The sequence below is a fragment of the Acidovorax sp. CF316 genome (assembly GCF_000276605.1).
GTDB lineage: Bacteria > Pseudomonadota > Gammaproteobacteria > Burkholderiales > Burkholderiaceae_C > Acidovorax.
In genome coordinates this window covers 1-24195 of record NZ_AKJX01000160.1, presented here as the reverse complement: position 1 = coordinate 24195, position 24195 = coordinate 1, and the positions used below count along the sequence as shown (strand labels likewise).

The window sequence follows — 24195 nt, the reverse complement described above, 5'->3', positions numbered from 1 at the left end:
GGCGGCCGCAGCAGCCGGCGCCGCTGTGGCTGCGCCGACACCGCGTGAGCCCCAGCGCATGGAGCCCGTGCTGTCCAACGACGACTTCGACTTGCCCGACCTGACGGCCGATGCCGCCTGGAACGCACCGGCCCCCGCACCGGCAGCCCGTGCGGCCGCACCCAACGACGAGCTGACGATGGCGCCCACCGGCCCCATGCCACTGGCCGACGCCCAGGACTCCAGCCCCATGGATTTCGACCTGGGTGAACTGTCGCTGGACCTGACGGCGCCCTCCAAGCCCATGGCGGCCCCGGCGTCGCGCGAAGCGGAAATCCCCACGGCAGCCGTGCCCATCTCGCCGGAAGACGACGGATCGGCCGCTGCCCAGGACGACCCGCTGGCCACCAAGCTGGCACTGGCCGAAGAGTTCAACGCCATCGGCGACACCGATGGTGCGCGCACGCTGATCGAGGAGGTCGTGGCCGAATCGAGCGGCGCCCTCAGGACCCGCGCCCAGCGCATGCTGGTCGAACTGGGCTGATGCAGCCCACCCCGGGACCTCTGTTTCGCCCCCTCTCCCAGGCCCGCCCATGAGGGTGGCCCTGGGTGTCAGTTACAACGGCCAGCCCTACAGCGGCTGGCAGAGCCAGCTGTCCGGCAACACCATCCAGGACAAGCTGGAAGCGGCCCTGGCGCGCTTTGCCACGCACCGCGTGGGCACGCTGTGCGCCGGCCGCACGGATGCGGGGGTGCACGGCCTGATGCAGGTGGTGCATTTCGACACCCCCTTGAACCGCCCGCCCTCGTCCTGGGTGCGCGGCACCAATACCTTCCTGCCCCCCGACATCGCGGTGCAATGGGCCAGCCATGTGCCCGACGACTTCCACTCGCGCGGCAGCGCGGTGGCGCGCCGCTATGCCTACGTGCTGCTGCAATCGCCTGTTCGCCCGAGCGTGGATGCCGGGCGCGTGGGCTGGGTCTACCACCCGCTGGACCATGCGGCCATGCGCCAGGCGGCCGACCATCTGCTGGGCGAGCACGACTTCACCTCGTTCCGCGCTTCGGCCTGCCAGGCCAAGTCGCCGGTCAAGACGCTGTCGCGCATCGACATCTCGCGCCGCGGGCTGGGCGAACCCCATCCCGAGCTCGGCTGGAGCCCCTGCTACTGGCGTTTCGAGTTCGAGGCGAATGCCTTTTTGCACCACATGATCCGCAACCTCATGGGCTGCCTGGTGGCCATCGGCCGGGGCGACCAGCCACCCGGGTGGATCGAGCAGGTGCTGCAGGCACGCTCGCGCGATGCCGCAGCGCCCACCTTCTCGCCCGACGGGCTGTACTTCCAGGGACCGGTCTACGACGCCGCGTGGGGCCTGCCCCAGCGCACGGCTGCGTATGATTGGCTCCCATGAGCACCTCCTCGCCCTCCCAAGCCGCCCCCCACCCCGCCGCTCGCACCCGCATCAAGATCTGCGGACTGACACGCGAGCAGGACGTGGACGCCGCCGTGGCGGCGGGCGCCGATGCCATCGGCTTCGTGCTGTTCGCCCAGAGTGCGCGCGCCGTCACGGCAACGCGCGCTGCCGAACTGGCACGGCGCCTGCCGCCCTTCGTCACCCCGGTGCTGCTGTTCGTGAACGCCAGCGCAGAGGAGGTGATGGCCGCCACCGCACAGATTGCCGGCGCCACCGTGCAATTCCATGGCGACGAAACGCCTGAGCAATGCCAGACGGCCTCCGGAAACGGTGCGCGGCCTTACCTGCGCGCGGCCCGTATACCCCTGGGCCCGGATGCGGCACAATTCGACCTCGTAAAATACGCACACGATTTTTCAAACGCCCAGGCCATCCTGCTCGACGCCCATGTCGAGGGGTACGGCGGCGGCGGCAAGGCATTCAATTGGTCACTCCTTCCACCAAGCGTCGGCTCTCACCTCGTTTTGTCTGGTGGACTCACGCCTGCAAACGTGACCGATGGCATTTTGCAAGTGCGCCCGCGTTGCACCACGCTGGCGGTTGATGTCAGTTCCGGCGTCGAGGCCCTCGGGCCCGATGGCAAGCCCCTGCGGGGCACCAAGGACGCCGACAAGATCCAACGCTTCGTTGCCGCCGTGCGTGCGGCCGATGCACAACTTGCAAAGAACCCCCATGAATTCCTATCAGCAACCTGATCCTTCAGGCCACTTCGGCTCCTATGGCGGCAGCTTCGTCAGCGAAACGCTGACCCACGCCATCAACGAACTGCGCGAGGCCTATGCGCGCTACCAGCACGACCCCGAGTTCCTCGCCGAATTCGAGTACGAGCTCAAGCACTTCGTGGGCCGGCCCTCGCCCGTCTACCATGCCGCGCGCACCAGCCGCGAACTCGGCGGCGCGCAGATCTACCTCAAGCGCGAGGACCTCAACCACACCGGCGCCCACAAGATCAACAACGTGATCGGCCAGGCCATGCTGGCGCGGCGCATGGGCAAGCCGCGCATCATCGCCGAGACCGGCGCCGGCCAGCACGGCGTGGCCACGGCCACCATCTGCGCGCGCTACGGCCTCGAATGCGTGGTCTACATGGGCTCCGAGGATGTCAAGCGCCAGAGCCCCAACGTCTACCGCATGAAGCTGCTGGGTGCCACCGTGGTGCCCGTCGAGTCGGGCAGCAAGACCTTGAAGGATGCGCTCAACGAAGCCATGCGCGACTGGGTGGCCAATGTGGACAACACCTTCTACATCATTGGCACGGTGGCGGGTCCGCACCCCTACCCGATGATGGTGCGCGACTTCCAGAGCGTGATCGGCACCGAATGCGTGGAGCAGATGCCCCCGATGCTGGCCGAGAACAAGGTGCAGGGCCAGCAGCCCGATGCCGTGGTGGCCTGCGTGGGCGGCGGCAGCAATGCCATGGGCATCTTTTACCCCTACATCCCGTTCGAGAAGACGCGCCTGATCGGCGTGGAAGCGGCCGGCGAGGGCCTCGATAGCGGCAAGCACTCGGCGTCGCTGCAGCGCGGCAGCTCGGGCGTGCTGCACGGCAACCGCACCTTCATCCTGCAGGACGCCAACGGCCAGATCACCGAGACGCACAGCATCAGCGCGGGCCTGGACTACCCGGGCGTGGGCCCCGAGCACGCCTGGCTGCAGGAGATCGGCCGTGCCGAATACGTCGGCATCACCGACCAGGAGGCCCTCGCGGCCTTCCACCACCTGTGCCGCGCCGAGGGCATCATCCCGGCGCTCGAATCGAGCCACGCCGTGGCCTATGCCATGAAGCTCGCCAAGACCATGCGCCCGGACCAGTCCATCCTGGTCAATCTGTCGGGCCGCGGCGACAAGGACATCGGCACCGTGGCCGACCTGTCGGGCGAGGATTTCTACGACCGCCCCTCCATGCGCGGACTGACCGTGAAAGGCGCAGAGGCCAAGCCATGAACCGTATCAGCACCACTTTCGACCAATTGAAGGCGCAGGGCCGCAAGGCCCTGGTGCCCTACGTCACCGCCGGTTTCCCGTTCGCCGACATCACCCCCGCCCTCATGCACGGCATGGTGGAGGCGGGTGCCGACGTGATCGAGCTGGGCGTGCCCTTTTCCGACCCCATGGCCGACGGCCCGGTGATCCAGAAGGCGGGCGAAAAGGCCCTGGCCCTGGGTATCGGCATGGCCCAGGTGCTCGACCACGTGCGCGATTTCAGAAAGCGCAACACCACCACCCCGGTGGTGCTCATGGGCTATGCCAACCCCGTGGAGCGCTATGACCAGGTGCACGGCGCGGGCGCCTTCGTGCGCGATGCGGCCGCAGCCGGCGTGGACGGCGTGCTCGTGGTGGACTACCCGCCCGAGGAATGCGAGGCCTTTGCCGCCAGCCTGCGCGCGCACGGCATGGACCTGATCTTCCTTCTGGCCCCCACCAGCACGGACGAGCGCATGGCCCAGGTGGCACGCGTGGCCAGCGGCTATGTGTACTACGTGTCGCTCAAGGGCGTGACTGGATCGGGAGCGCTGGACACGGCTGCCGTGGAGCAGATGCTGCCGCGCATCCGCCAGCATGTGCAGATCCCCGTGGGCGTGGGCTTCGGTATCCGCGACGCCGCCACCGCCCAGGCGATCGGCAAGGTGGCCGACGCCGTGGTGATCGGCACGCGCATCATCCAGCTAATTGAGGACCAGCCGCACGAGAAGGTCGTGGCGATCACCGTGGACTTCCTGCGCGGGATCCGCAAGGCACTCGACGCATAATGTGCCCCTTGGCGCCCACCCACCCGGGGGGCGCCCATTACGGTTTCACACAGGGTTTTGTCCATCGCCTCCTGGCCCCAGGCCCGGAAAACCGGCGAAATGCGCTGAACCCTTGTCATTGACGAGGAAAACACCATGTCCTGGCTCGAAAAACTCCTGCCCGCCAAAATCCAGCAAACCGACCCGACCGAGCGCCGCCAGGTGCCCGAAGGCTTGTGGATCAAGTGCCCGAGCTGCGAAACGGTGCTCTACAAGTCCGACCTGGAGCACAACCAGAACGTCTGCCCGCACTGCAGCCACCACCACCGCATCGGTGCGCGGGCCCGCCTGGACGCCTTCCTGGACCCCGAGGGCCGCTACGAGATCGGCCAGGAAGTGCTGCCCGTGGATGCGCTGAAGTTCAAGGACAGCCGCAAGTACCCCGAACGCCTCAAGGAAGCGCTGGAGAACACCGGTGAGACCGATGCCCTCATCGTCATGGGCGGTGCGGTCAAGAGCATCAACGTGGTGGTGGCCTGCTTCGAATTCGACTTCATGGGCGGCTCCATGGGCTCCGTGGTCGGCGAGCGCTTCGTGCGCGGCGTGGAGACCGCGATCGAGCAGAAGGTGCCGTTCATCTGCTTTACCGCCACCGGCGGCGCGCGCATGCAGGAAGGCCTGCTGTCGCTGATGCAGATGGCCAAGACCAATGCCGCGCTGACCCGCCTGGCCAAGAAAGGCCTGCCCTATATCAGCGTGTTGACCGACCCGACCATGGGCGGTGTGAGCGCCGGCTTCGCTTTCGTGGGCGACATCGTGATCGCCGAGCCCAAGGCACTGATCGGCTTTGCCGGCCCGCGCGTGATCGAATCCACGGTGCGCGTGACCCTGCCCGAGGGCTTCCAGCGCGCCGAATTCCTGCAGACCAAGGGTGCCGTGGACTTCATCTGCGATCGCCGCGAACTGCGTAACACCGTGGCCAGCAGCCTGGCCATGCTGCAGCGCCTGCCAGCCGACGCCGTGCTCTGAACGAACGCTGGCCCATCAAAAAAGCGCCTGTCTCCGACAGGCGCTTTTGCTTGGGGCCCGGGGCTTCAGCGCATGACACCGGCCTGCAGGTGGCCCAAGACGATCATCAGCACCTGCAGCAGCACCAGCACCACCAGGGGGGACAGATCCACCCCGCCCAGCAAGGGGATCACCTTCTGGAACGGCCGCAACACGGGCGCGCACAGGCGCCACACCACATCGGACAGCGGGGAGCGGGCAGCGATCCAGGACATCACGGCATGCACGATGAGCAGGCCCATGAGCCCCGACACGGCCACCTTGGCCAGGCCGAACAGCACCAGCCAGGGCAACCAGGCCCAGGCGGCAGTCTGGCCGATGAGCACCAGCAGCAGCACGTACTGCAGCACCTGGAACAGGATTGCCGCCACCAGGCTGGAAAGGTCCCACCTGCCCACGGGCGGGACCAGCTTGCGCAAGGGCAGGATGACCCAGTCCGTGAGCGCAAAGACCAGCCCGCCGATGGGGTTGCCGAACGGCACGCGCTGCCACTGCATGTACAGGCGCAGCAGACAGGCGCCCGTGAGCAGGCCACCGACGACATCAAGCAGGAACGAAGCGATCTGGAAGAACATGGGGGAGGGGCAAAAAGGAAAGCGGGCGGTGCGAAAGCAGCCCGCGCCATGGGATGATAGCGGGCGAAGAACTTGCTTTATGACACAACCCCTTTCCCTGTCATCCCTGCCCCTTTTTCCCCTGGGCTCCGTGCTCTTTCCCGAGGGACTGCTGGCGCTGCGCGTGTTCGAGGTACGTTACCTGGACATGGTGCGCAAATGCCACCAGATGGGCGCCCCCTTCGGCGTGGTGTCGCTCACGCAGGGCCATGAGGTGCGCCAGGCGGGCGCGCCCGAGGAGCAGTTCAGCGAAATCGGCACCCTTGCCGTCATCGAGCAGCTGGAGACGCCGCAGGCCGGGCTCATCACCCTGCAGTGCCGCGGCAGCCAGCGTTTTCGCATCGTGCAACGCAGCCACCTGGTCCATGGGCTGTGGATCGCCGATGTGACGCACCTCGACCCCGATCTGGCCGTGCCCGTGCCCGATGACCTGCGCAAGGCGTCGCAGGCCCTGGCGCAGGTGCTCAACACCCTGCAGCAGCGCGATCCGGACAGCCCCGCGGCCCTGGTGCCCACCGCTGCCCAGCTCGACGACTGCGGCTGGGTGGCCAACCGCTGGTGCGAGTTGCTGCCCGTGCCGCTGGAGCTCAAGCAGCGGCTGATGGAGCTCGACAACCCCCTCGTGCGGCTGGAACTCGTGGGCGACGTGCTGGAGCGCACGGGCATCGCGCAATGACGACCCGCAGGGCTAGCAGCCAGGCGGCAGGCACGTGCTGAGCAATGTTCTGGAGTGGCCCCGCCCGGTCAAGCGGCTGGTGGTGGTGGCGCTGGACATCGCCATGGGCCTGTTCGCCATGTGGCTGGCCTTCACGCTGCGCCTCGATACCCTGCACTGGCCCAACGAGGGCATGCAGTGGCTGGCCTATGTGCTGGCGCCTGCGCTGGCCTTTCCCATCTTCGTGAACCTGGGACTGTACCGGGCCATCTTCCGCTACACCGGCATCGCGGCGCTCATCACCACGGGCAAGGCCGTGGCCATCTACGGTGCGCTGCTGTTCGCCATTTTGCTGGTCGGGCAGTGGACCGGCATTCCGCGCAGCGTGGGCATCCTGCAGCCGGTGATCTTTCTGCTGCTGGTGGGCGCCAGCCGTTCGCTGGGCTGGCTGTGGCTGGCCGGGCAGAACACCCGGGCGCCGCACCGCCTGCTGATCTATGGGGCCGGCTCGGCCGGCGCCCAGACAGCCGCCGGCCTGGTGAGCGCGCGCAATTACGTGCTCGAGGCCTTTGCCGACGACGACCACGCCAAGGTGGGCCGCAGCATCAATGGCGTGCGCGTGTATGCACCCATCGCCCTGGCCGAGGTGGTCAAGCGCTTTGGCATCACCGATGTGCTGCTGGCGCTGCCCAGCGTGCCACGCCAGCGCCGCCACCAGATCATCGAGAACCTGCGCGAGCTGCCCGTGCGCATACGCACCATCCCGGGCCTCACGGACCTGGCCAGCGGGCGCGTGACGGTGACCGACTTCCAGGACCTGGAGCTCGAGGACCTGCTGGGCCGCGACCCGGTGGCCCCCGACCCCGCACTGCTGGGCCGCCATATCCGTGGCCAGGTGGTGATGGTCACGGGCGCGGGCGGCAGCATCGGCAGCGAGCTGTGCCGCCAGATCGCGCGCCAGGGCGCGGCACGCCTGCTGTTGCTGGACCACAGCGAGTTCGCGCTCTACAGCATCCACCAGGAACTGCAGTCCATCGTGCAGCAGGAAGCCATGGCCTGCGAGCTGGTGCCGCTGCTGGCCAGCGTGAGCCACGCGCAGCACATGCTCGACCTGTGCCAGGCGCACCGCCCGCGCACCATCTACCATGCCGCCGCCTACAAGCATGTGCCCATGGTGGAAGCCAACGCGGGCGAAGGCATCCGCAACAATGTCTTCGGCACACTGCACATGGTGCGTGCGGCCATGGCCAGCGGGGTGGAAAATTTCGTGCTGGTCTCCACCGACAAGGCCGTTCGCCCCACCAATGTGATGGGGGCCAGCAAGCGCGTGGCCGAGCTGGTGCTGCAAGCGGTGGCGTCCTGCACCGGCAACCATCCCCCGACCGAGGGCGGTGCTGCGCGCCGCCATTTCTCCATGGTGCGCTTTGGCAACGTGCTGGGTTCCAGTGGCAGCGTGATCCCGCTGTTCCGCAGCCAGATCGCGGCGGCCGGCCCGGTCACGGTGACGCACCCGGACGTGACCCGCTATTTCATGACCATCCCTGAAGCCGCGCAGCTGGTGCTGCAGGCCGGTGCCATGGCCCAGGGCGGCGAGGTCTTCGTGCTCGACATGGGCGAGCCCATCCGCATCCTGGACCTGGCGCAGCGCATGGTCGCGCTGTCGGGCCTGAGCGTGCGCGCCCCGGAGCACCCCGAGGGCGACATCGAGATCGTCTTCACCGGCCTGCGCCCCGGGGAAAAGCTCTACGAGGAACTGCTGATCGGCGATGGCGCACAGCCCACGCCGCACCCGCGCATTCTGCGTGCGCACGAGGAACACCTCGCCTGGGACGCATTGCAGGGCCGCCTGCAGGCCCTGGAGGAAGCCATCCACCAGGGCGATGGCGCGACCATGATGGCCCTGCTGCACGAACTGGTGCCCGGCTTCCACCAGGAGCCACTACAGGCCTGACATGAAGCACCCCCTGAGTCGCTTCGCGCCGTCCCCCTCTCTCAGTATGCTTCGCAATCCGGAAGGGGGACGCCCCCGGTGTGGCGGGGCGGCCCTTGAACGGGAGCAGTGGCCTTGTGCGTGCCGGCTTCGTGGGCTGCAGGTGGCGCGCAGCGCCATGGATCACTGAAGTGAGTTCCACCCTGCTGCGTGCCACGGCGACCTTGCTGACCGGCAGTGTGGTGGCCCATGCGCTGCCGCTGCTGCTGGGGCCGGCCATCACGCGCCTGTACACCCCCGCCGAATTCGGTCAGTTCGCGTTGCTGTGGGCCCTGGCGACCAATGTGGCGGTGGTCGGCTGCGCGCGCTACGAGTTCGCGCTGCCGCTGGAAAAGACCGAACCGGGTGCGGCCGAGCTGATGGCGCTGTGCGCGCGCCTGCTGCTGCTGGCCACGGCCGGCACGCTGGTGGCCGGCGGGGTCATCGCCGTGCGGCAGGGCATGCCGCTGGCCTGGGCCCTGCCCCTGGCCGTGCTGTCCATCGCGGCCACGCAGTGGCTCACGCTGTGGGCCACGCGCTCGCAGCGCTTTGGCCTGCTGTCCATCGCGCGCCTGGTGCAGCATGGCGGCGGCGCCTTGCTGCAGCTGGCGCTGGGCCTGCTCAAGGTGGGCACGGCAGGTCTGCTGGCCGGTGCCGTGGCCGCAGGGCTGGTGGCTGCAGTTACCCTGGCCAGGCCGGCTCCTGCCGGGGGCTGGGCCGTGCTGTGGCGTGCACCGCGGGCATCGCTGCGCGCCATGGCGGCGCGCCACCGCGACTTTCCGCTGCTCAACACGCCGCATGCCTTCATGGGTGCGCTGCAGGACACGCTGACACTGATCGCCGTGGCGGCCTGGGCGGGTGGTGCGGCAGCGGGCCTGTGGGCGCTGTCGCTGCGCTACCTCAAGGCACCGGCCACCTTGCTCGGCGGCGCGCTCTCGCAGGCGCTGTACCCGCAATTGCTGCGGGCCCGCACGGCGGGCGAGGCCCGTGCCCTGGTGCGCAAGAGCATGTTGGCGCTGGCCACCATCGCCCTGCCGATGGCAGCCGTGCTGATGCTCTGGGGACCCTGGCTGTTCACCACCGCGTTCGGCGCGCAGTGGAGCGAGGCGGGCCCGCTGGTGCGCGCGATCGCGCCCTACATCGCCCTGCACTTCATCGCCTCGCCGCTGTCGGTGACCACACTGGCCTGGCGCGCGCAGGCCTGGGCGCTGCGCCTGGCACTGGTGGGACAATTGGCCTTCTTTGCCGGGCTGCTGGCCGGCCTGGCCCTGGGCGGCCTGGAAGGTGCGGCCTGGGGCCTGTCGGCCTCCATGCTGCCCTACTTCGCCTACTACTTCCTCACCCTTGCCCACTGGAAAAACATCCCCGATGAAAGCCTGGCTTAACCGCGCACGGCGCCGGATCTGGCAGGCGCTGATGTACCGCATGGTGTTCGGCGAGCGCACGCCGGGCGGCGTGCTGCTGGCGCACACGCGCATCGCGCCCAGCACCTGCATCGAGGGGGAGCCGGGCCTCACGCTCGCGGACCACGTGTTCATCGGCCAGTTCAACTTTCTCGACGCCACCGCGGGTCTTACGATCGACGAGGGTGTGCAGATCACCAACTTCGTGAGCATCGTCACCCACAGCTCGCACCGCTCCATCCGGCTGCTCGGGCGCGGCTATGCGACCCATGCGGGCGGTGAAGTGCCCGGCTACGTGAAGGCTTCCGTGCACATCGGCGCCTACACCTTCGTCGGGCCGCACAGCCTGGTCGAGGCCGGCACGCGCATCGGCCGCGGGGCGCTGATCTGCGCCTACTCGCAGGTGCGCGGCGAAGTACCGGCATTTGCCGTGATGGCCGGCGCGCCGGCACGCCAGGTGGGCGACGTGCGCACGGCCGATGCGGCCCTCCTGGCGCAGTACCCCGAATGGGCACAGCATTACCAGGCCTGGGCGGGAGAACTGCCCACCGCCGGGCCGGAGCAACCCCATGGCTGAGGCACAGAAGCACCTGTGCCTGCTGGGCGATGCCAACAGCCCGCACATCCGGCGCTGGGCGGCGGAGATGCGCGCGCGCGGCTACCGGGTGTCGCTGGTCACGGCCCGCCCGGAGCCTATCGAGGGGGTGGAGCAGAAGGTGCTGGCGCCCGTGCGCCGCTCGACCGACTGGCTGCTGCGCGTGGGGCAGGCACGCCGCTACGTGCAGGCGCTGGCGCCCGACATCGTGCACGCGCACTACATCACCTCCTACGGCTACCTGGCGGCCCGCTGTGGCCGCCACCCGCTGGTGATGACGGCCTGGGGCAGCGACCTGCTGGTGACGCCGCACAAGAGCGCGCTGATGCGCTGGCTCACGGGCTGGAGCCTGCGCCGGGCCGACCTGATCACGGGTGACTCGCAGAGCCTGATCGACGCGGCCCAGGCCTACGGCCTGGCCTGCCCCGTGCAGGAGATCCACTGGGGCGTGGACCTTGCGCGCTTTGCGCCGGTGCCCTGGGCCGGCAAGACCGGGCTGCAGCTCGTGAGCCTGCGCTCCTGGGAACCCAACTACAACATCGACACCATCGTCGAGGCGGTGGCCGCCCTGGTGGCGCGCCATCCCGAAGCGGGGGTGCAACTGCACCTGCTGGGCGGCGGATCGATGGAAGCCGCGCTGCGCGCGCTGGTGAGCGCCAGGGGGCTGGAGCAGCAGGTGGTCTTTCACGGCCGGCTGGATGATGCGGGCATGGCGCGGGTGCTGGCGCAGTGCAAGATCTCCGTCTCGGTGCCCACGAGCGATGCGACCTCGGTCTCGGTGCTCGAAAGCATGGCCTGCGGCCTGGCCGTGGTGGCCAGCGACCTGGACGCCAACCGCGCCTGGCTCGATGCCGGCCTGCTGGTGCCACCGCGCGATGCGGCCGCCCTGGCCCGCTGCCTGGAGGCGCTGGTTGCCGACGATGGACGGGCACAACGCCACGGCCAGGAGAACACGCAGCGCATTGCGCGCGACGGCGACCGTGCCGTACAGATGGATACGATGGACCGACTTTACCGAGAACGGATGGGCACGCCATGAGCCGGCCCCAGGACACCCCGGCATGGGTCAGCGTGATCGCGCCCTGCCGCAACGAGGCGGCCCACATCGCGGCCTTCTGCGACAGCGCGCTGGCACAGGTGCTGCCGCCCAGCTGGCAGATGGAAGTGCTGGTGGCCGATGGCTGCAGCGACGACGGCACGCGCGAGTTGCTGGTTGCGCGCAGCGCGCAGGATGACAGGCTGCAGTGGGTGGACAACCCCGGGCGCATCGTCTCCACCGGGCTCAACGCCTGCATTGCACGCGCACGGGGCGAAGTCATCGTGCGGCTGGACATCCACACCCGCTTCGCACCCGACTATGTGGCGCGCTGCATCGAGACCTTGCAACGCACCGGCGCCGACAACGTGGGCGGCCCCTGGGTGGCCGAGGGCACGGGGCCCATGGGCCAAGCCGTGGCCGCCGCCTTCCAGTGCCGCTGGGTGGTGGGTGGCGCACGCTCGCGCGACACCGGGTTTGACGGCGAGGTGGACACGGTCTACCTGGGCTGCTGGCCGCGCGCCGTGTTCGAGCGCATCGGCGGCTTCGACGAGGCCCTGGTGCGCAACCAGGACGACGAGCACAACCTGCGCCTGCGCCTGGCGGGCGGGCGCATCTGGCAGAGCCCGCTGATCCATTCGCTCTACCACCCGCGCAATTCGCTGCGCCATTTGTTCGCCCAGCAGCGGCAGTACGGCTACTGGCGCCCCTTCGTGGTGCGCAAGCACGGACAGGCCGGTTCGGTGCGGCAGCTGGTACCCGCCGCCTTCGTGGCCGCGCTCGGCCTGTTCGGGCTGTGCCTGCCCTGGACCGCGCTGCCGCTGGCCGCATTGGTGGCGCTGTATGCAGCCTATGTGGCCCTGGCCTCGGTGTCGGCTGCACGCAGTGCAGGCCGCTGGCAATTGCTGGCGCAGCTGCCGGTGGTGATCGCTGCCTACCACGTGGCCTATGGCCTGGGCACCTGGCGCGGCCTGTGGGATGTGCTGCGCGCGCGCGCGCCCTCGGCCCAATTTGCCCGGATCACGCGATGAGCAACCCCGCCGAACCCCAGGCCGTGCAGGCGCGCTATGCGCGCCGCGATGCCGCACAGGATGCCCTGCGCTACCAACTGATGGCCAGCGCCTCGGCCCTGCAGGCGCAGCAGGAGCGCCTGCGCGCCCTGGTGCGGCTGTGGAACGCCCATGGCTGGTCCAGCCTCTCGGACCTGGCCATCACCGAGGTCGGCTGCGGCGCGGGCGGCAACCTTCAGGACCTGCTGCGCCTGGGTGCCAGCCCGGCACGCCTGCGGGGGCTGGAGCTGATTGCCGAGCGCGCCGCGCAGGCGCGGGCCGCGCTGCCTGGTGCCGTGCGCATCACCGAGGGCGATGCCACGCTGGCCCCCGTGACCGAGGGCAGCCAGCATGCCGTGCTGGCCTTCACCCTGTTCAGCTCGCTGCTGGACCCGACCTTCCGCAAGCACATGGCAGAGACCCTGTGGCGCTGGGTGGCGCCGGGCGGCGGCGTGCTGGTCTATGACTTCATCGTGGACAATCCCCGCAATCCCGATGTGCGCGGCGTGCCCCTGGCCGAGCTGCGCCGCCTGTTTCCCCACGCGCAGGTGCAGTCGCGGCGGACCACGCTGGCCCCGCCCATTGCACGCCGGCTGCCTGCGGCCTGGCTCGCGCCGGCATCGGCGCTGCTGTACCCGCTGCGCACCCACCGGTTGACCTGGCTGGCCAAGCCGGCCTGACCCTCTGCTTCGCACCGCACTGAATCACGTCCCATGAAAATCACCGTCATCGGCACCGGCTATGTGGGCCTTGTCACCGGGGCCTGTCTCTCGGAGATGGGCAACCACGTGGTGTGCCTGGACCTCGATGCGCGCCGGATCGCCGCGCTGAACCAGGGCCAGTTGCCCATCCACGAGCCCGGCCTGCACGACGTGGTGCTGCGCAACGCGCGCAGCGGCCGCCTGGAGTTCACGACCGACATCGACCGTGCCGTGGCACACGGCATGCTGCAGTTCATCGCCGTGGGTACGCCCCCGAGCGAGGACGGCTCGGCCGACCTGCAGCATGTGCTGGCAGCGGCGCGCTCGATCGCCGAGCGCATGGCGGGCTACAAGCTCATCGTCAACAAGAGCACGGTGCCCGTGGGCACGGCCGACAGGGTTGGCGAGGCCGTGGCCGGCGTGCTGGCGGGCCGCGGCCTGCCTGCCGACTTTGCCGTGGTATCCAACCCTGAGTTCCTCAAGGAAGGCAGCGCGGTGCAGGATTTCATGCGGCCCGACCGCGTGATCGTGGGCAGCGCGGACGAACGCGCCACCGAGCTCATGCGCGCCGTGTACGCGCCCTTCATGCGCAACCGCGACCGCCTGGTGGTGATGGACGTGCGCAGCGCCGAATTCACCAAGTACGCGGCCAACGCCATGCTGGCCACGCGCATCAGCTTCATGAACGAGCTGGCGCTGCTGGCCGAGAAGCTCGGGGCCGACATCGAGAACGTGCGCACCGGCATCGGCATGGACCCGCGCATCGGCACGCATTTTCTCTACGCGGGCACGGGCTATGGCGGATCGTGCTTTCCCAAGGATGTGCGCGCGCTCATCCGGACCGCGCAGGATGCGGGGCAGGAGTTCCACATCCTGCCCGCCGTGAAAGCCGTGAATGACCGCCAGAAACAGGTGCTGACCGACAAGATCGTTGCGCGCTTCGGCGCCGACCTCGCGGGCCGGCGCTTTGCGCTCTGGGGCCTGGCCTTCAAGCCCGGTACCGACGACATGCGCGAGGCCCCGAGCCTGGCCATCATCGAGCGCCTTCTGGCCCTGGGCGCCGAGGTCGTTGCCTACGACCCCCAGGCCATGGACCAGGCGCGCCAGGCCCTGGGCGAACGCCCCGGCCTTTCTTTCGCGCAGCTCGCCGATGCGGCGTTGCAGGGCGCGGACGCGCTCGTCATCGCCACCGAGTGGAAGGAGTTCCGCAGCCCGGACTTCGCCCACCTGGCCGCCACGCTGCGCGAACGCGTGGTGTTCGATGGCCGCAACCTTTTCGAGCCCGCCGAGCTGCGCGCCGCCGGGCTGGAGTACCACGCCATCGGCCGTGGCACTGCCCCCGCCAACTCTTTGCCATCCACCCATGCCGAACGCTGACACTGCCACCCTGCCCTTCCTCCCCTTCGCCCGCCCCGACATCGGCGATGCCGAGGTGAATGCGGTTGCCGAGGCCATGCGCTCTGGCTGGGTCACCACAGGGCCGCAGACCAGGACCTTCGAGCAGGCCTTCACCGACTACCTCGGCGGCGGCGTGGACAGCCTGGCCGTGAACTCGGCCACGGCCGGCCTGCACCTGGCCCTGGAAGCCCTGGGCATCGGCCCGGGCGACGAGGTGATCGCGCCCACGCTGACCTTCACGGCCACGACCGAGGTGGTGCGCTACCTCGGTGCCGACCCGGTGCTGGTGGACGTGGACCCGGTGACGCTGAACATGGACCCGGTCCTGGTGCGCGCCGCGATCACGCCGCGGACCAAGGCCATCATGCCGGTGCACTACGGTGGCCTGGCCTGCGACATGGATGCCATCCTGGCGATTGCGAAGGAACACGGCCTCAAGGTGGTGGAAGACGCGGCACATGCCCTGCCCACGACCTGGAAGGGCACGCTGGTGGGGCAACTGGCCTCGGATGTCACGGTGTTCAGCTTCTACGCCAATAAGACCATCACCACCGGAGAAGGCGGCATGGCCGTGACGCGCGACCCGGACCTGGCCAGGCGCATGCGCGTGATGCGCCTGCACGGCATGAACCGCGATGCCTTCGACCGCTTCACCTCCAAGACACCCGCCTGGTACTACGAGGTGGTGGCACCGGGCTTCAAGTACAACATGACCGACGTGGCCGCGGCCATGGGGGTGCAGCAACTGGCGCGCCTGCCGGCCTTCGTGGAGCGGCGCCAATACCTGGCACAGCGCTACCACGCCGGCCTGAAAAACCTGCCCCTGGTGTTGCCGGCACAAGCCCCTGCGGGCGACGTGCATGCCTGGCACCTGTACGTGATCCGCCTGACACAAGGCGCACGCCTGTCGCGCGATGCACTGGTGCAGGGTTTGTCGGACCTCGGTATCGGCACCAGCGTGCACTATGTGCCGCTGCACCGCCACCCCTACTGGCGCGACCGCTATGCGCTCACGCCTGCGATGTTCCCGCAGGCCGACGCGGCCTACCAGGCCATGGTGAGCATTCCCTTGTTCACCGCGATGGGCGATGCCGACCAGGACCGTGTGATAGCGGCCCTGCAGACCCTGCTGGGGTGAGAATGCTCAAGCGCCTGATGGACATCGTGGTTGCGGGCAGCGCCTTGCTGGTGCTTGGCCCGGTGCTGCTGGCCATCGCGCTCTGGGTGCGTTTCGATTCGGCCGGTGGTGCGCTGTTCCGCCAGGAGCGGGTGGGCCGGCATGGGCGCCATTTCACCATCTACAAGTTCCGCACCATGCGCACCGGGGCCGATAGGACCGGCCCGGCGATCACCATTGGCGAGGACGCGCGCATCACGCGCGCGGGCCACTGGCTGCGCCACAGCAAGCTCGACGAACTGCCCCAGCTGCTCAATGTGCTCAAGGGCGACATGAGCCTGGTGGGCCCCCGGCCCGAGGTACCGCACTACGTGGCGATGTACCCGGCCGAGATCAGCGCCATCGTGCTCAGCGTGCGCCCGGGCATCACCGACCTGGCCTCCATCGCCTTTCGCAACGAGAGTGCGCTGCTGGCGCAGAGCGCCGACCCCGAGCGCACCTATGTGGAAGACATCCTGCCCGTGAAGCTGGACTACGCCGCGCGCTATGCGCAAAACCCCAGCCTGTGGCAGGACCTGGTGATCCTCGTGCGCACGGCGGATGCCGTGCTGCGGCCTGCCCGCGCCGAGGGCGGCGGCCCCGGCCAGCCGCACTGACCGGCGGAAAACCGCGGCCGCAGGGGCAAAAAACCGTGCCGGGCACGCCAAGCCGATAAAATGGCAGGTTCGCCGCCGTGGACTGTGGTCCCGGCAGCCTTCCTACAACGACGCGCCACGCGCGCACCGCATTGACCGCACCTATGTCTGAACAGAACACCCCCCCAGTGCCCCCGGACGACAACAAGCTCATGGCCGAACGCCGCGAGAAGCTCCGCGCCCTGCGCGAAGTGCAGGCCCAGGGCGGTGGCGTGGCCTTCCCCAACAACTTCAAGCCGGCCAACAAGGCGGCCGAGCTGCACGCCACCTATGGCCCGCTGGATGCCGAGGCCCTGGAGGCCAACCCGGCCACGGTGAGCGTGGCCGGGCGCATGATGCTCAAGCGCGTGATGGGCAAGGCCAGCTTCGCCACGGTGCAGGACGGCTCGCTGGGCGACACCGGCGGCCAGATCCAGCTGTACGTGACGCGCGATGCGCTGGGCGAGGAAGCCTATGCGGCCTTCAAGCACTGGGACCTGGGCGACATCGTGGGCGCCGAGGGCACCACGTTCAAGACCAAGACCGGCGAGCTGTCGATCAAGGTTACGCGCCTGCGCCTCCTGACCAAGAGCCTGCGCCCGCTGCCCGACAAGTTCCACGGCATGGCCGACCAGGAGCAGAAGTACCGCCAGCGCTATGTGGACCTGATCACCGACGAACAGGCGCGCAAGCGCTTCATCGCGCGCAGCAAGGCCGTGAGCGGCCTGCGCGAGTTCATGGTGGAACACGGCTTTCTCGAAGTCGAGACGCCCATGCTGCACCCGATCCCGGGCGGCGCCAATGCCAAGCCTTTCGTGACGCACCACAACGCGCTCGAGCAGGAGATGTACCTGCGCATCGCGCCCGAGTTGTACCTCAAGCGCCTGATCGTGGGCGGTTTCGAGCGCGTGTTCGAGATCAACCGCAGCTACCGCAACGAAGGCATCTCGGTGCGCCACAACCCCGAGTTCACCATGATGGAGTTCTACGCGGCGTACTGGAACTACCTGGACCTGATGGACTTCACCGAGACGCTGATCCGCGAGGTGGCGCTCAAGGCCACGGGCTCGCTGCAACTGACCTACCAGGGCCGCGCGGTGGACCTGTCGCAGCCGTTTGCGCGCCTGACGATCCGCGAAGCCATCTTCCAGTACACCGAGGCCGGTGCCCACGTGGACGATGCCGCCTGGCTGACCAGCGCCCTGAAGAAGCTGGGCCTGAATGAAGAAAAGAACAAGCTGTCCACGCGTTCGCTGGCCAGCCTGCAGGTGCTGTACTTCGAGGAGACGGTGGAGGACAAGCTGTGGCTGCCCACCTTCATCATGGAACACCCGACGGAGATCTCGCCGCTGGCGCGTGCCAATGACACCCGCCCCGAGGTGACCGAGCGCTTCGAGCTGTACATCACCGGGCGCGAGTTCGGCAACGGCTTCAGCGAGCTCAACGATGCCGAGGACCAGGCCGCGCGCTTTCACGCCCAGGTGGCCGCCAAGGACAGTGGCGACGACGAGGCCATGTTCTACGACCACGACTTCGTGCGCGCGCTGGAATACGGCATGCCTCCCACGGGCGGCTGCGGCATCGGCATCGACCGCCTGATGATGCTATTGACGGATAGCCCCAGCATCCGCGACGTGATACTGTTCCCGGCACTGCGACGGGAATCCTGAGCGGCTGGCTGCTGCCCATCTCCTGAGCTTCGCACCAAGGAGTCACCGTGCCATTCACTCCCAGCAGCGCGCCCTTCCCCGCCACGGCCACCGGGCCCTCGTCCCGCAACAGCTTCTCGGTCCTGGTGGTCGAGGATCAGAACTCGGTGCGGGCAGCCCTGGTGGCCGAGTTGCGGCAGGCCGGGGTGGCGAAGATCTTCGAGGCCCCCGAGGGCACGGCGGCGCTGCACCTGTTCAAGGCGCAACGCCCGGACTTGGTGCTGCTGGACATCAAGTTGCCCGGCAAGGACGGCTATTGGGTGGCGCAGCAGATGCGCGAGAGCGAGGCCGGTGACTGGACGCCCATCATCTTTCTGTCGGGCCTGGACAACGAACTGGACGTGTGGCGCGGCATCGAGGTGGGGGGTGACGACTACCTGGTCAAACCCGTCAGGCCCATCGTGCTGATGGCCAAGCTGCGCGCGATGCAGCGCCTCTTGGACATGCGCCGGCGGCTGGTCTCGGTATCGGCCGAGCTGCATGTGGCCAACCAGCGCCTCAACGAGATGGTGGAGGTGGACGCGCTGACCGGCCTGGTGAACCGCCGGGGCTTCGACCGCATGCTGCACAGCGAGATCCTGTCGGCCCGGCGCGACGGCACGCCGCTGACGCTGATGCTCTGTGACCTGGACCATTTCAAGCTGTTCAACGACGCCAGCGGCCACGTGCAAGGCGATGCCTGCCTCAGGGAAGTGGGCCGCCTGCTGCGCGAGGTGTGCGTGCGGCCACGCGACGTGGCTTCGCGCTATGGCGGCGAGGAATTCGCGCTGATCCTGCCCAACACCCCACGCTCCGGCGCCATGACCTTTGCGCGGGCCCTGGGTCAGTTGCTCAAGGTGCGCGGCATTGCCCACCCGGACTCGCCGCTGGGCGATGCGCTCACGCTGTCGGGCGGCATCACCACCTGCGTGCCCGACGACAGCACCAACGCCGAGAGCATGATCATGCGCGCCGACCAGGCCCTGTACGCGGCCAAGGCCCAGGGCCGCAACCGCTTCTTCAGTTTCGAGATGCAGATGGATACCGTGGAGCAGTTGCGCAGCTGATGGCGATATTTCCTGTTGTTGTTTCCGGGCCTCGCGCTCTTTTCCCATGGCCAGCACTGGTCTGCATGTTTTGAAGACACGTCTGCCCGACTGGGTGCAGGACTGGCTCGAGGTGATCGTGCCCGGCCTGCAGATCCTGCTGATCATTTTCGTGGCCTGGCTGCTGCAGCGCCTGCTGAGGCGCCTGGTGGCGCGTGCCGCCGCCCACTACCAATTGCCCGACGAGTTGCTGGTGCCGATCAAGGGGTTGATCCGCTGGACCATCGTGGCCAGCGCCTTCCTGCTGGTACTCGAGCGCATGGGGGTGTCGGCCACCGTGCTGTGGACAGCCCTCACGGGCTTTGCCACCGTGGGTGCCGTGGCCTTCTTCGCGGCCTGGAGCGTGCTCTCCAACCTGTTCTGCGCACTGCTGATCTTCACCGTGCGGCCGTTCCGCGTGGGCGACTACATCGAGGTGCTGGACACGGCCGAGAAGCCCGGCGCCAAGGGCCGGGTGGTGGACATCAACCTGCTGTACACCACGCTCGAAGACCACCTCCATGCAGGTCCGGACGGTACCTGGCTGCAGATACCCAATGCCCTGATCTTCCAGCGCGTGATCCGGCGCTGGAGAGGACCGCCGCCCGCAGCGGCGGAGTCCGCAGCGCCGGCAATGCCCGCGCTGCCCGCGACGTCCGCACCGGTGCAGGAATCTCCTCCCGCCACGCCCGCGCCCTGAACCGGGGCGGCGGCGCAGTTCAGGGCAGCAGGTCGAGTGCCTGCAGGTAGGCCGGCTGGTACATCAGGTCGTCCCAGGCCTGGGGAAGGGTTTCGGGCAGCAGGGCGATGCGGCGCGATTCGCTGTCCACGCTGGGCTGCCAGTGGCCCTTCGCCCGGGCCTCGGCCAGGCCGTCGAGCAGTTCGTCGACCGCCTTGCCATCGCCCACGCTCTGGTTGCACAGCAGCACCAGGTCGCAACCGGCCTCCAGCGCGGCCAGGGCGCCGTCGGTGTAGCTGACCAGCTGGCCGTCCAGGCGGCGGGCGCCCTCCATGCTCAGGTCGTCGCTGAAGATGGCGCCGTCAAAGCGCATCTCGCGGCGCAGGATGTCTTGCAGCCAGCGCTTGGAGAAGCCGGCGGGGCGGCTGTCCACCTTGGGGTAGACCACGTGGGCCGGCATCACGCTGGTGAGCGTGCTGCTGAGCCAGGGGTACGGGGCGGCGTCGTCGGCCAGGATGGCCTTGAGGCTGCGCGTGTCCACCGGCACCTCGGTGTGGGAGTCGGCCCGGACGAAGCCATGGCCGGGAAAATGCTTGCCGCAATTGGCCATGCCGGCCTGGAGCAGCCCGTGCATGAGGCTCTTGGCCAGCAGGGATACCACGCGCGGGTCGCGGTGGAAGGAGCGGTCGCCGATCACGCCACTGCGCGAGCCGGCAGCTTCTTCCTGCCAGTCGAGATCGAGCACCGGGGTGAAGGAGAAATCCACACCGCAGGCGCGCAGCTCGGTGCCCAGCACATAGCCAGCGGCCGTCGCGGCATTGGTCGCGCGCAGGGCGCCGCTGCCGGGCACCGCCTTGGCGCCCTTGCCATCGTCCATCCACATCGCGCCCAGGGCGCGCATGGGCGGCAGGTGGGTGAACCCATCGGTGCGAAAGCGCTGCACGCGGCCGCCTTCGTGGTCCACGCAGATCAGGAGATCGTCGCGCACGGCCTTGATGGCGCTGGTCAGGGACAGCAGCTGGGCGCGGTTGTCCCAGTTGCGGGCGAACAGGATCACGCCACCCGTGAGCGGGTGGGCCAGGCGGCGGCGGTCGTCGGCGCTGAGGGACGTGCCGGCCACATCGAGGATGACGGGTGCGTGTTCGGTCATGGACTTGTGAGAATCAGAAGGAATGGGGATGGGCAGGTGCGCCAGGGAAAGCGCCCCCACAGGTATCAAGGCGCTTTTTCGACCACGCAGAAGCTGGCCGCGTAGTCGGTTTCGTCGGTCACGCTCAGGTGGGCCTGCAGGCCGCGCTCCTCGAACCATTCCTTGAGCGCGCCGTGCAGCACGATCACGGGTTGGCCCGATGGCAGCTTGGCCACTTCGCAGTGGCGCCAGGTCATGGGCATGCGCATGCCGAGGCCGATGGCCTTGCTGAAGGCCTCCTTGGCAGAAAAGCGGGTGGCCAGGTAGCGCAGGCCCCGGTCCGGCCAGCGAGCGGTGCGGGCGCGCCAGGTAGCGAGCTCGCCCGCGGACAGCACCTTCTCGGCAAAACGGTCGCCATGGCGCTCCAGGCTGGCCTTGATGCGGCGCACGTCGCAGATGTCGGTGCCGATACCGTAGATCATGGCTGCAGTGCTCAGGCAGCCGCTATGCAGGCGTTGTAGGCCCGCACGGTGGCCGCATAGCCCAGTTCCAGCGCGTCGGCGATCAGCGCGTGGCCGATGGACACCTCGCGCACGCCGGGCACCCCGCGCACGAAGGCGGTCAGGTTGTCGCGGTTGAGGTCGTGGCCGGCATTGACGCCCAACCCGGCATCCAGGGCCGCCTGGGCGGCGGCGCGGTAGCGCTCCAGCTGCGCTGCCTGGTCGGGCGTACCCCAGGCGGCGGCATAGGGCTCGGTATAGAGCTCGATGCGGTCGGCCCCCACGGCCCTGGCGGCGGCCATGGCCTCGGGTGTCGGGTCCATGAACAGGCTCACGCGCACGCCCAGGGCCCTGCATTCGGCAATCAGCGGTGCCAGGCGCTCGGCATCCTGAGGGAAGCTCCAGCCATGGTCGCTGGTGAACTGGTCTTCGCTGTCGGGCACGAAGGTCGCCTGGTGCGGACGCACCTGGCGGATGAAGTCCATCAGGTTCTGCGAGGGGTTGCCCTCGATGTTGTACTCCCGGTCGGGCCAGGCCTTCATGAGCTCGGCCAGCTCGAACACGTCGTGGCTGCGGATATGGCGTTCGTCCGGGCGGGGATGCACGGTGATGCCCCGGGCACCGGCCTCCAGGCATACCTGCGCCGCGCGCGTGACGCTGGGAATGCCCAGGTGGCGCGTGTTGCGCACCAGGGCGACCTTGTTGACGTTGACCGACAAAGCGGTGCGATGCGACGGGAGTTGTGCCATGGAAGGTTCGTAGATCAGAGGGTCTGCAGATCCATCATGAGCTGGCGGGTGCGCAGCGTGGGACTGCCGCAATGGTATTGCAAGAGCGCCCGCAGCTGGGGCTTGAGCTCGGCGGCCACCGGCGCACAGGCACGCAAGGTGGCCGTGTAGCTGGATGCGCTGGTGTCGAGTGCTGCCTGCAGGGCCTGCCACTGGCTGCCGGGCAGCGCGACACGGTCGCCCAATGAGGCCTTACGCAAGCCCCCTTCGGCCACCAGCGTGTAGCGTGTGCCGGGGTGCAAGGGCTCCAGGGTCATGGTCTGCGCATCCAGGCTGGGCAACAGGCCGATCTCACGCAGCAGCAGCAGCTCGAAGCTGCGCAGCACGGGCTCGAGCGCATCGCCATGCTCGCTGGCGAGCACGCGCACCACCCCGGCATAGGCATCGAACAGCGCGGTGTGCGCATCGGCCCGCGCGAGCAGGCGCAGCAGCAGCTCGTTGAGGTACATGCCCGACAGCAGCGCGTCACCCGTAGGCATGACATGGCCGCCCACCCACTCGGCCCCCTTGAGGGTGTGGATGTCGGCCGAACCGTCGCCCGACAGGGTGTAGGTGAGCAACAGCGGCTGCAGCGGCAGCAGCACCGGCCGGAAGTTGGAGGTGGGCTTCTTGGCCCCTTTGGCGACCAGGGCGACCCGGCCCTGGCGGCGGCAGAAGACCTCCAGAATCAGGCTCGACTCGCTCCAGTCGTAGCTGTGCAGCACGAACGCGGGCTCATCGGAGATGCGTTTGGCAACGGCCATGGGCGGCTTTCAGCCACGCCGCAGGCGCTCGGGCGCCTCTGCACGGAGCAGCGCGGGAGCCATCCTCACTCGTAGCCGAAGGAGCGCACGCGCGCTTCGTCGTCGGCCCAGCCGGAGCGCACCTTGACCCAGAGCTCGAGGAATACCTTGGCGTCCATGAGTTTTTCGAGCTCCTGTCGGGCCTCGGTGCCGATGCGTTTCAGGCGCTCGCCCTTGTCGCCGATGACCATCATCTTGTGGTTGTCGCGCTCGACCACGATGGTGGCGGCGATCTTTACGAGACGCTTGTGCTGCTTGCTGGCCTCTTCCTCAAATTTGTCGATGACGACGGTGGAGGTGTAGGGCAGTTCATCGCCGGTGAAGCGGAACAGCTTTTCGCGCACGGTTTCGCTGGCCAGGAACTTCTCGCTGCGGTCGGTGAGCTCGTCCTCACCATACCACCAGGCCTGCTCGGGCAGGTACTTGGCGCAGATGCCGAAAAGGCGCTCGATGTCGCCCTTGTTCTTGGCCGACATGGGCACGAATTCGGCGAACGGGTGGCGCTCCTGCATGCTTTTGAGCCAGGGGGCCAGTTCGGCACGGCGGTTGACCATGTCGAGCTTGTTGGCGATCAGCAAGGTGGGAATGCCGGGCTTGAACAGCGACAGCACCTTGGCATCGGCCAGCGTGAAGTTGCCGGCCTCGACGACGAAGAGGATCAGGTCCACATCACCGATCGCGCCCATCACCGTCTTGTTGAGCGACTTGTTGAGCGCCGTGGCGTGGCGGGTCTGGAAACCCGGCGTGTCGACGAAGACGAACTGGGTCTGCTCGCGCGTGCGGATGCCCGTGATGCGGTGGCGCGTGGTCTGCGCCTTGCGCGAGGTGATGCTGATCTTCTGGCCCACCAGGGCGTTGAGCAGCGTGGACTTGCCCACGTTGGGCTTGCCGACGATGGCGATCACGCCGCAGCGCTGGCCTTCCACCGCAGCAGCAGGCACCCGCGCCCCGGCCAGCATCGCCTCCAGGTCGGCGGGCGACTGGGCGCCCGGTGGCTGGCTGGAATCGCCGGCCGGTTCGTTGGTGGCGTCGTTCATAGGTTCTTTGCTTTCAGTGTGGCCAGCATGGCGGCCGCAGCGGCC

At 68.4% G+C, this 24195-nt stretch carries 25 protein-coding genes; 19 read left to right on the top strand and 6 right to left on the bottom strand.

The annotated features are described in order from the left end of the window. From PMI14_RS19770 to accD, 6 genes are all read left to right on the top strand, one after another. Nucleotides 1-523: FimV/HubP family polar landmark protein (locus tag PMI14_RS19770; RefSeq protein ID WP_304412198.1), on the top strand; the 523-nt coding region annotated here is incomplete at its 5' end. Nucleotides 524-572: 49 nt separating this feature from the next. Beyond that, nucleotides 573-1391 (top strand): tRNA pseudouridine(38-40) synthase TruA, encoded by an 819-nt coding sequence (gene truA / locus PMI14_RS19765; RefSeq protein ID WP_007857097.1) that lies wholly within the window; start codon nt 573-575, stop codon nt 1389-1391. Beyond that, on the top strand, nt 1388-2149 hold the full coding sequence (locus PMI14_RS19760; protein ID WP_007857096.1) for a phosphoribosylanthranilate isomerase: 762 nt from the start codon (nt 1388-1390) through the stop codon (nt 2147-2149). The genes truA and PMI14_RS19760 overlap by 4 nt, the downstream gene beginning before the upstream one ends. After that, nucleotides 2127-3398 carry a tryptophan synthase subunit beta gene (trpB, locus tag PMI14_RS19755; protein WP_007857095.1) on the top strand — a complete coding sequence of 424 codons (1272 nt, stop codon included), beginning with the start codon at nt 2127-2129 and terminating at the stop codon, nt 3396-3398. Before PMI14_RS19760 ends, trpB begins: the two co-directional genes overlap by 23 nt. Beyond that, nucleotides 3395-4204, top strand: a complete 810-nt coding sequence (gene trpA / locus PMI14_RS19750) for a tryptophan synthase subunit alpha (protein WP_007857094.1) — start codon at nt 3395-3397, stop codon at nt 4202-4204. Before trpB ends, trpA begins: the two co-directional genes overlap by 4 nt. A gap of 135 nt (nt 4205-4339) precedes the next feature. Further along, on the top strand, nt 4340-5212 hold the full coding sequence (gene accD, locus PMI14_RS19745; protein ID WP_007857093.1) for an acetyl-CoA carboxylase, carboxyltransferase subunit beta: 873 nt from the start codon (nt 4340-4342) through the stop codon (nt 5210-5212). 65 nt (nt 5213-5277) lie between these two features. On the opposite strand, the gene PMI14_RS19740 is transcribed toward accD, so the two are convergent. Continuing rightward, nucleotides 5278-5826 (bottom strand): YggT family protein, encoded by a 549-nt coding sequence (locus PMI14_RS19740; RefSeq protein ID WP_007857092.1) that lies wholly within the window; start codon nt 5824-5826, stop codon nt 5278-5280. 79 nt (nt 5827-5905) lie between these two features. Between PMI14_RS19740 and PMI14_RS19735 the strand changes: the two genes are divergently transcribed. The 13 genes from PMI14_RS19735 to PMI14_RS19675 all read left to right on the top strand — a co-directional run bounded on the left by PMI14_RS19735 (nt 5906) and on the right by PMI14_RS19675 (nt 19935). Next, nucleotides 5906-6541 carry an LON peptidase substrate-binding domain-containing protein gene (locus PMI14_RS19735; protein ID WP_007857091.1) on the top strand — a complete coding sequence of 212 codons (636 nt, stop codon included), beginning with the start codon at nt 5906-5908 and terminating at the stop codon, nt 6539-6541. A gap of 34 nt (nt 6542-6575) precedes the next feature. Continuing rightward, nucleotides 6576-8471 (top strand): nucleoside-diphosphate sugar epimerase/dehydratase, encoded by a 1896-nt coding sequence (locus PMI14_RS19730; RefSeq protein WP_007857090.1) that lies wholly within the window; start codon nt 6576-6578, stop codon nt 8469-8471. 170 nt (nt 8472-8641) lie between these two features. Beyond that, the gene (locus tag PMI14_RS19725; protein WP_035204720.1) at nt 8642-9874 is read left to right on the top strand and encodes a lipopolysaccharide biosynthesis protein; all 1233 of its coding nucleotides are present in this window, start codon (nt 8642-8644) and stop codon (nt 9872-9874) included. Next, entirely contained in the window at nt 9858-10469 is a 612-nt protein-coding gene (locus PMI14_RS19720; protein WP_007857088.1) for an acyltransferase, read from the top strand. Before PMI14_RS19725 ends, PMI14_RS19720 begins: the two co-directional genes overlap by 17 nt. Further along, nucleotides 10462-11526 (top strand): glycosyltransferase, encoded by a 1065-nt coding sequence (locus tag PMI14_RS19715; RefSeq protein ID WP_007857087.1) that lies wholly within the window; start codon nt 10462-10464, stop codon nt 11524-11526. The genes PMI14_RS19720 and PMI14_RS19715 overlap by 8 nt, the downstream gene beginning before the upstream one ends. Then, nucleotides 11523-12554: a glycosyltransferase family 2 protein gene (locus tag PMI14_RS19710; RefSeq protein ID WP_007857085.1), complete on the top strand. Its 1032-nt coding sequence runs from the start codon at nt 11523-11525 to the stop codon at nt 12552-12554. Before PMI14_RS19715 ends, PMI14_RS19710 begins: the two co-directional genes overlap by 4 nt. Then, nucleotides 12551-13252: a methyltransferase domain-containing protein gene (locus PMI14_RS19705; protein WP_007857083.1), complete on the top strand. Its 702-nt coding sequence runs from the start codon at nt 12551-12553 to the stop codon at nt 13250-13252. The genes PMI14_RS19710 and PMI14_RS19705 overlap by 4 nt, the downstream gene beginning before the upstream one ends. 33 nt (nt 13253-13285) lie before the next feature. Next, the gene (locus PMI14_RS19700; RefSeq protein ID WP_007857082.1) at nt 13286-14650 is read left to right on the top strand and encodes a UDP-glucose/GDP-mannose dehydrogenase family protein; all 1365 of its coding nucleotides are present in this window, start codon (nt 13286-13288) and stop codon (nt 14648-14650) included. Next, entirely contained in the window at nt 14637-15809 is a 1173-nt protein-coding gene (locus PMI14_RS19695) for a DegT/DnrJ/EryC1/StrS aminotransferase family protein (protein ID WP_007857081.1), read from the top strand. The genes PMI14_RS19700 and PMI14_RS19695 overlap by 14 nt, the downstream gene beginning before the upstream one ends. Before the next feature lie 2 nt (nt 15810-15811). Continuing rightward, the gene (locus tag PMI14_RS19690) at nt 15812-16444 is read left to right on the top strand and encodes a sugar transferase (protein WP_007857080.1); all 633 of its coding nucleotides are present in this window, start codon (nt 15812-15814) and stop codon (nt 16442-16444) included. Nucleotides 16445-16587: 143 nt separating this feature from the next. After that, nucleotides 16588-18132, top strand: a complete 1545-nt coding sequence (gene lysS, locus PMI14_RS19685; RefSeq protein WP_007857079.1) for a lysine--tRNA ligase — start codon at nt 16588-16590, stop codon at nt 18130-18132. 47 nt (nt 18133-18179) lie between these two features. Continuing rightward, nucleotides 18180-19217: a diguanylate cyclase domain-containing protein gene (locus PMI14_RS19680; RefSeq protein ID WP_007857078.1), complete on the top strand. Its 1038-nt coding sequence runs from the start codon at nt 18180-18182 to the stop codon at nt 19215-19217. A 46-nt stretch (nt 19218-19263) separates the two neighbouring features. Continuing rightward, nucleotides 19264-19935 (top strand): mechanosensitive ion channel family protein, encoded by a 672-nt coding sequence (locus tag PMI14_RS19675; protein ID WP_007857077.1) that lies wholly within the window; start codon nt 19264-19266, stop codon nt 19933-19935. A gap of 19 nt (nt 19936-19954) precedes the next feature. On the opposite strand, the gene nagZ is transcribed toward PMI14_RS19675, so the two are convergent. From nagZ to era, 5 genes are all read right to left on the bottom strand, one after another. Then, complete coding sequence (gene nagZ / locus PMI14_RS19670) at nt 19955-21064, bottom strand: beta-N-acetylhexosaminidase (protein WP_007857075.1); 1110 nt, start codon at nt 21062-21064, stop codon at nt 19955-19957. Between the two features lie 65 nt (nt 21065-21129). Further along, the gene (gene acpS / locus PMI14_RS19665) at nt 21130-21525 is read right to left on the bottom strand and encodes a holo-ACP synthase (RefSeq protein ID WP_007857074.1); all 396 of its coding nucleotides are present in this window, start codon (nt 21523-21525) and stop codon (nt 21130-21132) included. 11 nt (nt 21526-21536) lie between these two features. After that, nucleotides 21537-22292, bottom strand: a complete 756-nt coding sequence (locus PMI14_RS19660) for a pyridoxine 5'-phosphate synthase (RefSeq protein ID WP_007857073.1) — start codon at nt 22290-22292, stop codon at nt 21537-21539. Nucleotides 22293-22306: 14 nt separating this feature from the next. Beyond that, entirely contained in the window at nt 22307-23074 is a 768-nt protein-coding gene (recO, locus tag PMI14_RS19655) for a DNA repair protein RecO (protein ID WP_007857072.1), read from the bottom strand. Between the two features lie 65 nt (nt 23075-23139). Continuing rightward, nucleotides 23140-24150, bottom strand: coding sequence for a GTPase Era (era, locus tag PMI14_RS19650; protein ID WP_007857071.1), 1011 nt, complete (start codon nt 24148-24150; stop codon nt 23140-23142). Nucleotides 24151-24195 lie beyond the last annotated feature (45 nt).

What these genes read in the sequence shown, in the direction of transcription:
- truA (WP_007857097.1), top strand. Translation starts at nt 573, where the DNA reads ATGAGGGTGGCCCTGGGTGTCAGTTACAACGGCCAGCCCTACAGCGGC.
- PMI14_RS19760 (WP_007857096.1), top strand. Translation starts at nt 1,388, where the DNA reads ATGAGCACCTCCTCGCCCTCCCAAGCCGCCCCCCACCCCGCCGCTCGC.
- trpB (WP_007857095.1), top strand. Translation starts at nt 2,127, where the DNA reads ATGAATTCCTATCAGCAACCTGATCCTTCAGGCCACTTCGGCTCCTAT.
- trpA (WP_007857094.1), top strand. Translation starts at nt 3,395, where the DNA reads ATGAACCGTATCAGCACCACTTTCGACCAATTGAAGGCGCAGGGCCGC.
- accD (WP_007857093.1), top strand. Translation starts at nt 4,340, where the DNA reads ATGTCCTGGCTCGAAAAACTCCTGCCCGCCAAAATCCAGCAAACCGAC.
- PMI14_RS19740 (WP_007857092.1), bottom strand. Translation starts at nt 5,826, where the DNA reads ATGTTCTTCCAGATCGCTTCGTTCCTGCTTGATGTCGTCGGTGGCCTG.
- PMI14_RS19735 (WP_007857091.1), top strand. Translation starts at nt 5,906, where the DNA reads ATGACACAACCCCTTTCCCTGTCATCCCTGCCCCTTTTTCCCCTGGGC.
- PMI14_RS19720 (WP_007857088.1), top strand. Translation starts at nt 9,858, where the DNA reads ATGAAAGCCTGGCTTAACCGCGCACGGCGCCGGATCTGGCAGGCGCTG.
- PMI14_RS19715 (WP_007857087.1), top strand. Translation starts at nt 10,462, where the DNA reads ATGGCTGAGGCACAGAAGCACCTGTGCCTGCTGGGCGATGCCAACAGC.
- PMI14_RS19710 (WP_007857085.1), top strand. Translation starts at nt 11,523, where the DNA reads ATGAGCCGGCCCCAGGACACCCCGGCATGGGTCAGCGTGATCGCGCCC.
- PMI14_RS19705 (WP_007857083.1), top strand. Translation starts at nt 12,551, where the DNA reads ATGAGCAACCCCGCCGAACCCCAGGCCGTGCAGGCGCGCTATGCGCGC.
- PMI14_RS19700 (WP_007857082.1), top strand. Translation starts at nt 13,286, where the DNA reads ATGAAAATCACCGTCATCGGCACCGGCTATGTGGGCCTTGTCACCGGG.
- PMI14_RS19695 (WP_007857081.1), top strand. Translation starts at nt 14,637, where the DNA reads ATGCCGAACGCTGACACTGCCACCCTGCCCTTCCTCCCCTTCGCCCGC.
- PMI14_RS19690 (WP_007857080.1), top strand. Translation starts at nt 15,812, where the DNA reads ATGCTCAAGCGCCTGATGGACATCGTGGTTGCGGGCAGCGCCTTGCTG.
- lysS (WP_007857079.1), top strand. Translation starts at nt 16,588, where the DNA reads ATGTCTGAACAGAACACCCCCCCAGTGCCCCCGGACGACAACAAGCTC.
- PMI14_RS19675 (WP_007857077.1), top strand. Translation starts at nt 19,264, where the DNA reads ATGGCCAGCACTGGTCTGCATGTTTTGAAGACACGTCTGCCCGACTGG.
- nagZ (WP_007857075.1), bottom strand. Translation starts at nt 21,064, where the DNA reads ATGACCGAACACGCACCCGTCATCCTCGATGTGGCCGGCACGTCCCTC.
- acpS (WP_007857074.1), bottom strand. Translation starts at nt 21,525, where the DNA reads ATGATCTACGGTATCGGCACCGACATCTGCGACGTGCGCCGCATCAAG.
- PMI14_RS19660 (WP_007857073.1), bottom strand. Translation starts at nt 22,292, where the DNA reads ATGGCACAACTCCCGTCGCATCGCACCGCTTTGTCGGTCAACGTCAAC.
- recO (WP_007857072.1), bottom strand. Translation starts at nt 23,074, where the DNA reads ATGGCCGTTGCCAAACGCATCTCCGATGAGCCCGCGTTCGTGCTGCAC.
- era (WP_007857071.1), bottom strand. Translation starts at nt 24,150, where the DNA reads ATGAACGACGCCACCAACGAACCGGCCGGCGATTCCAGCCAGCCACCG.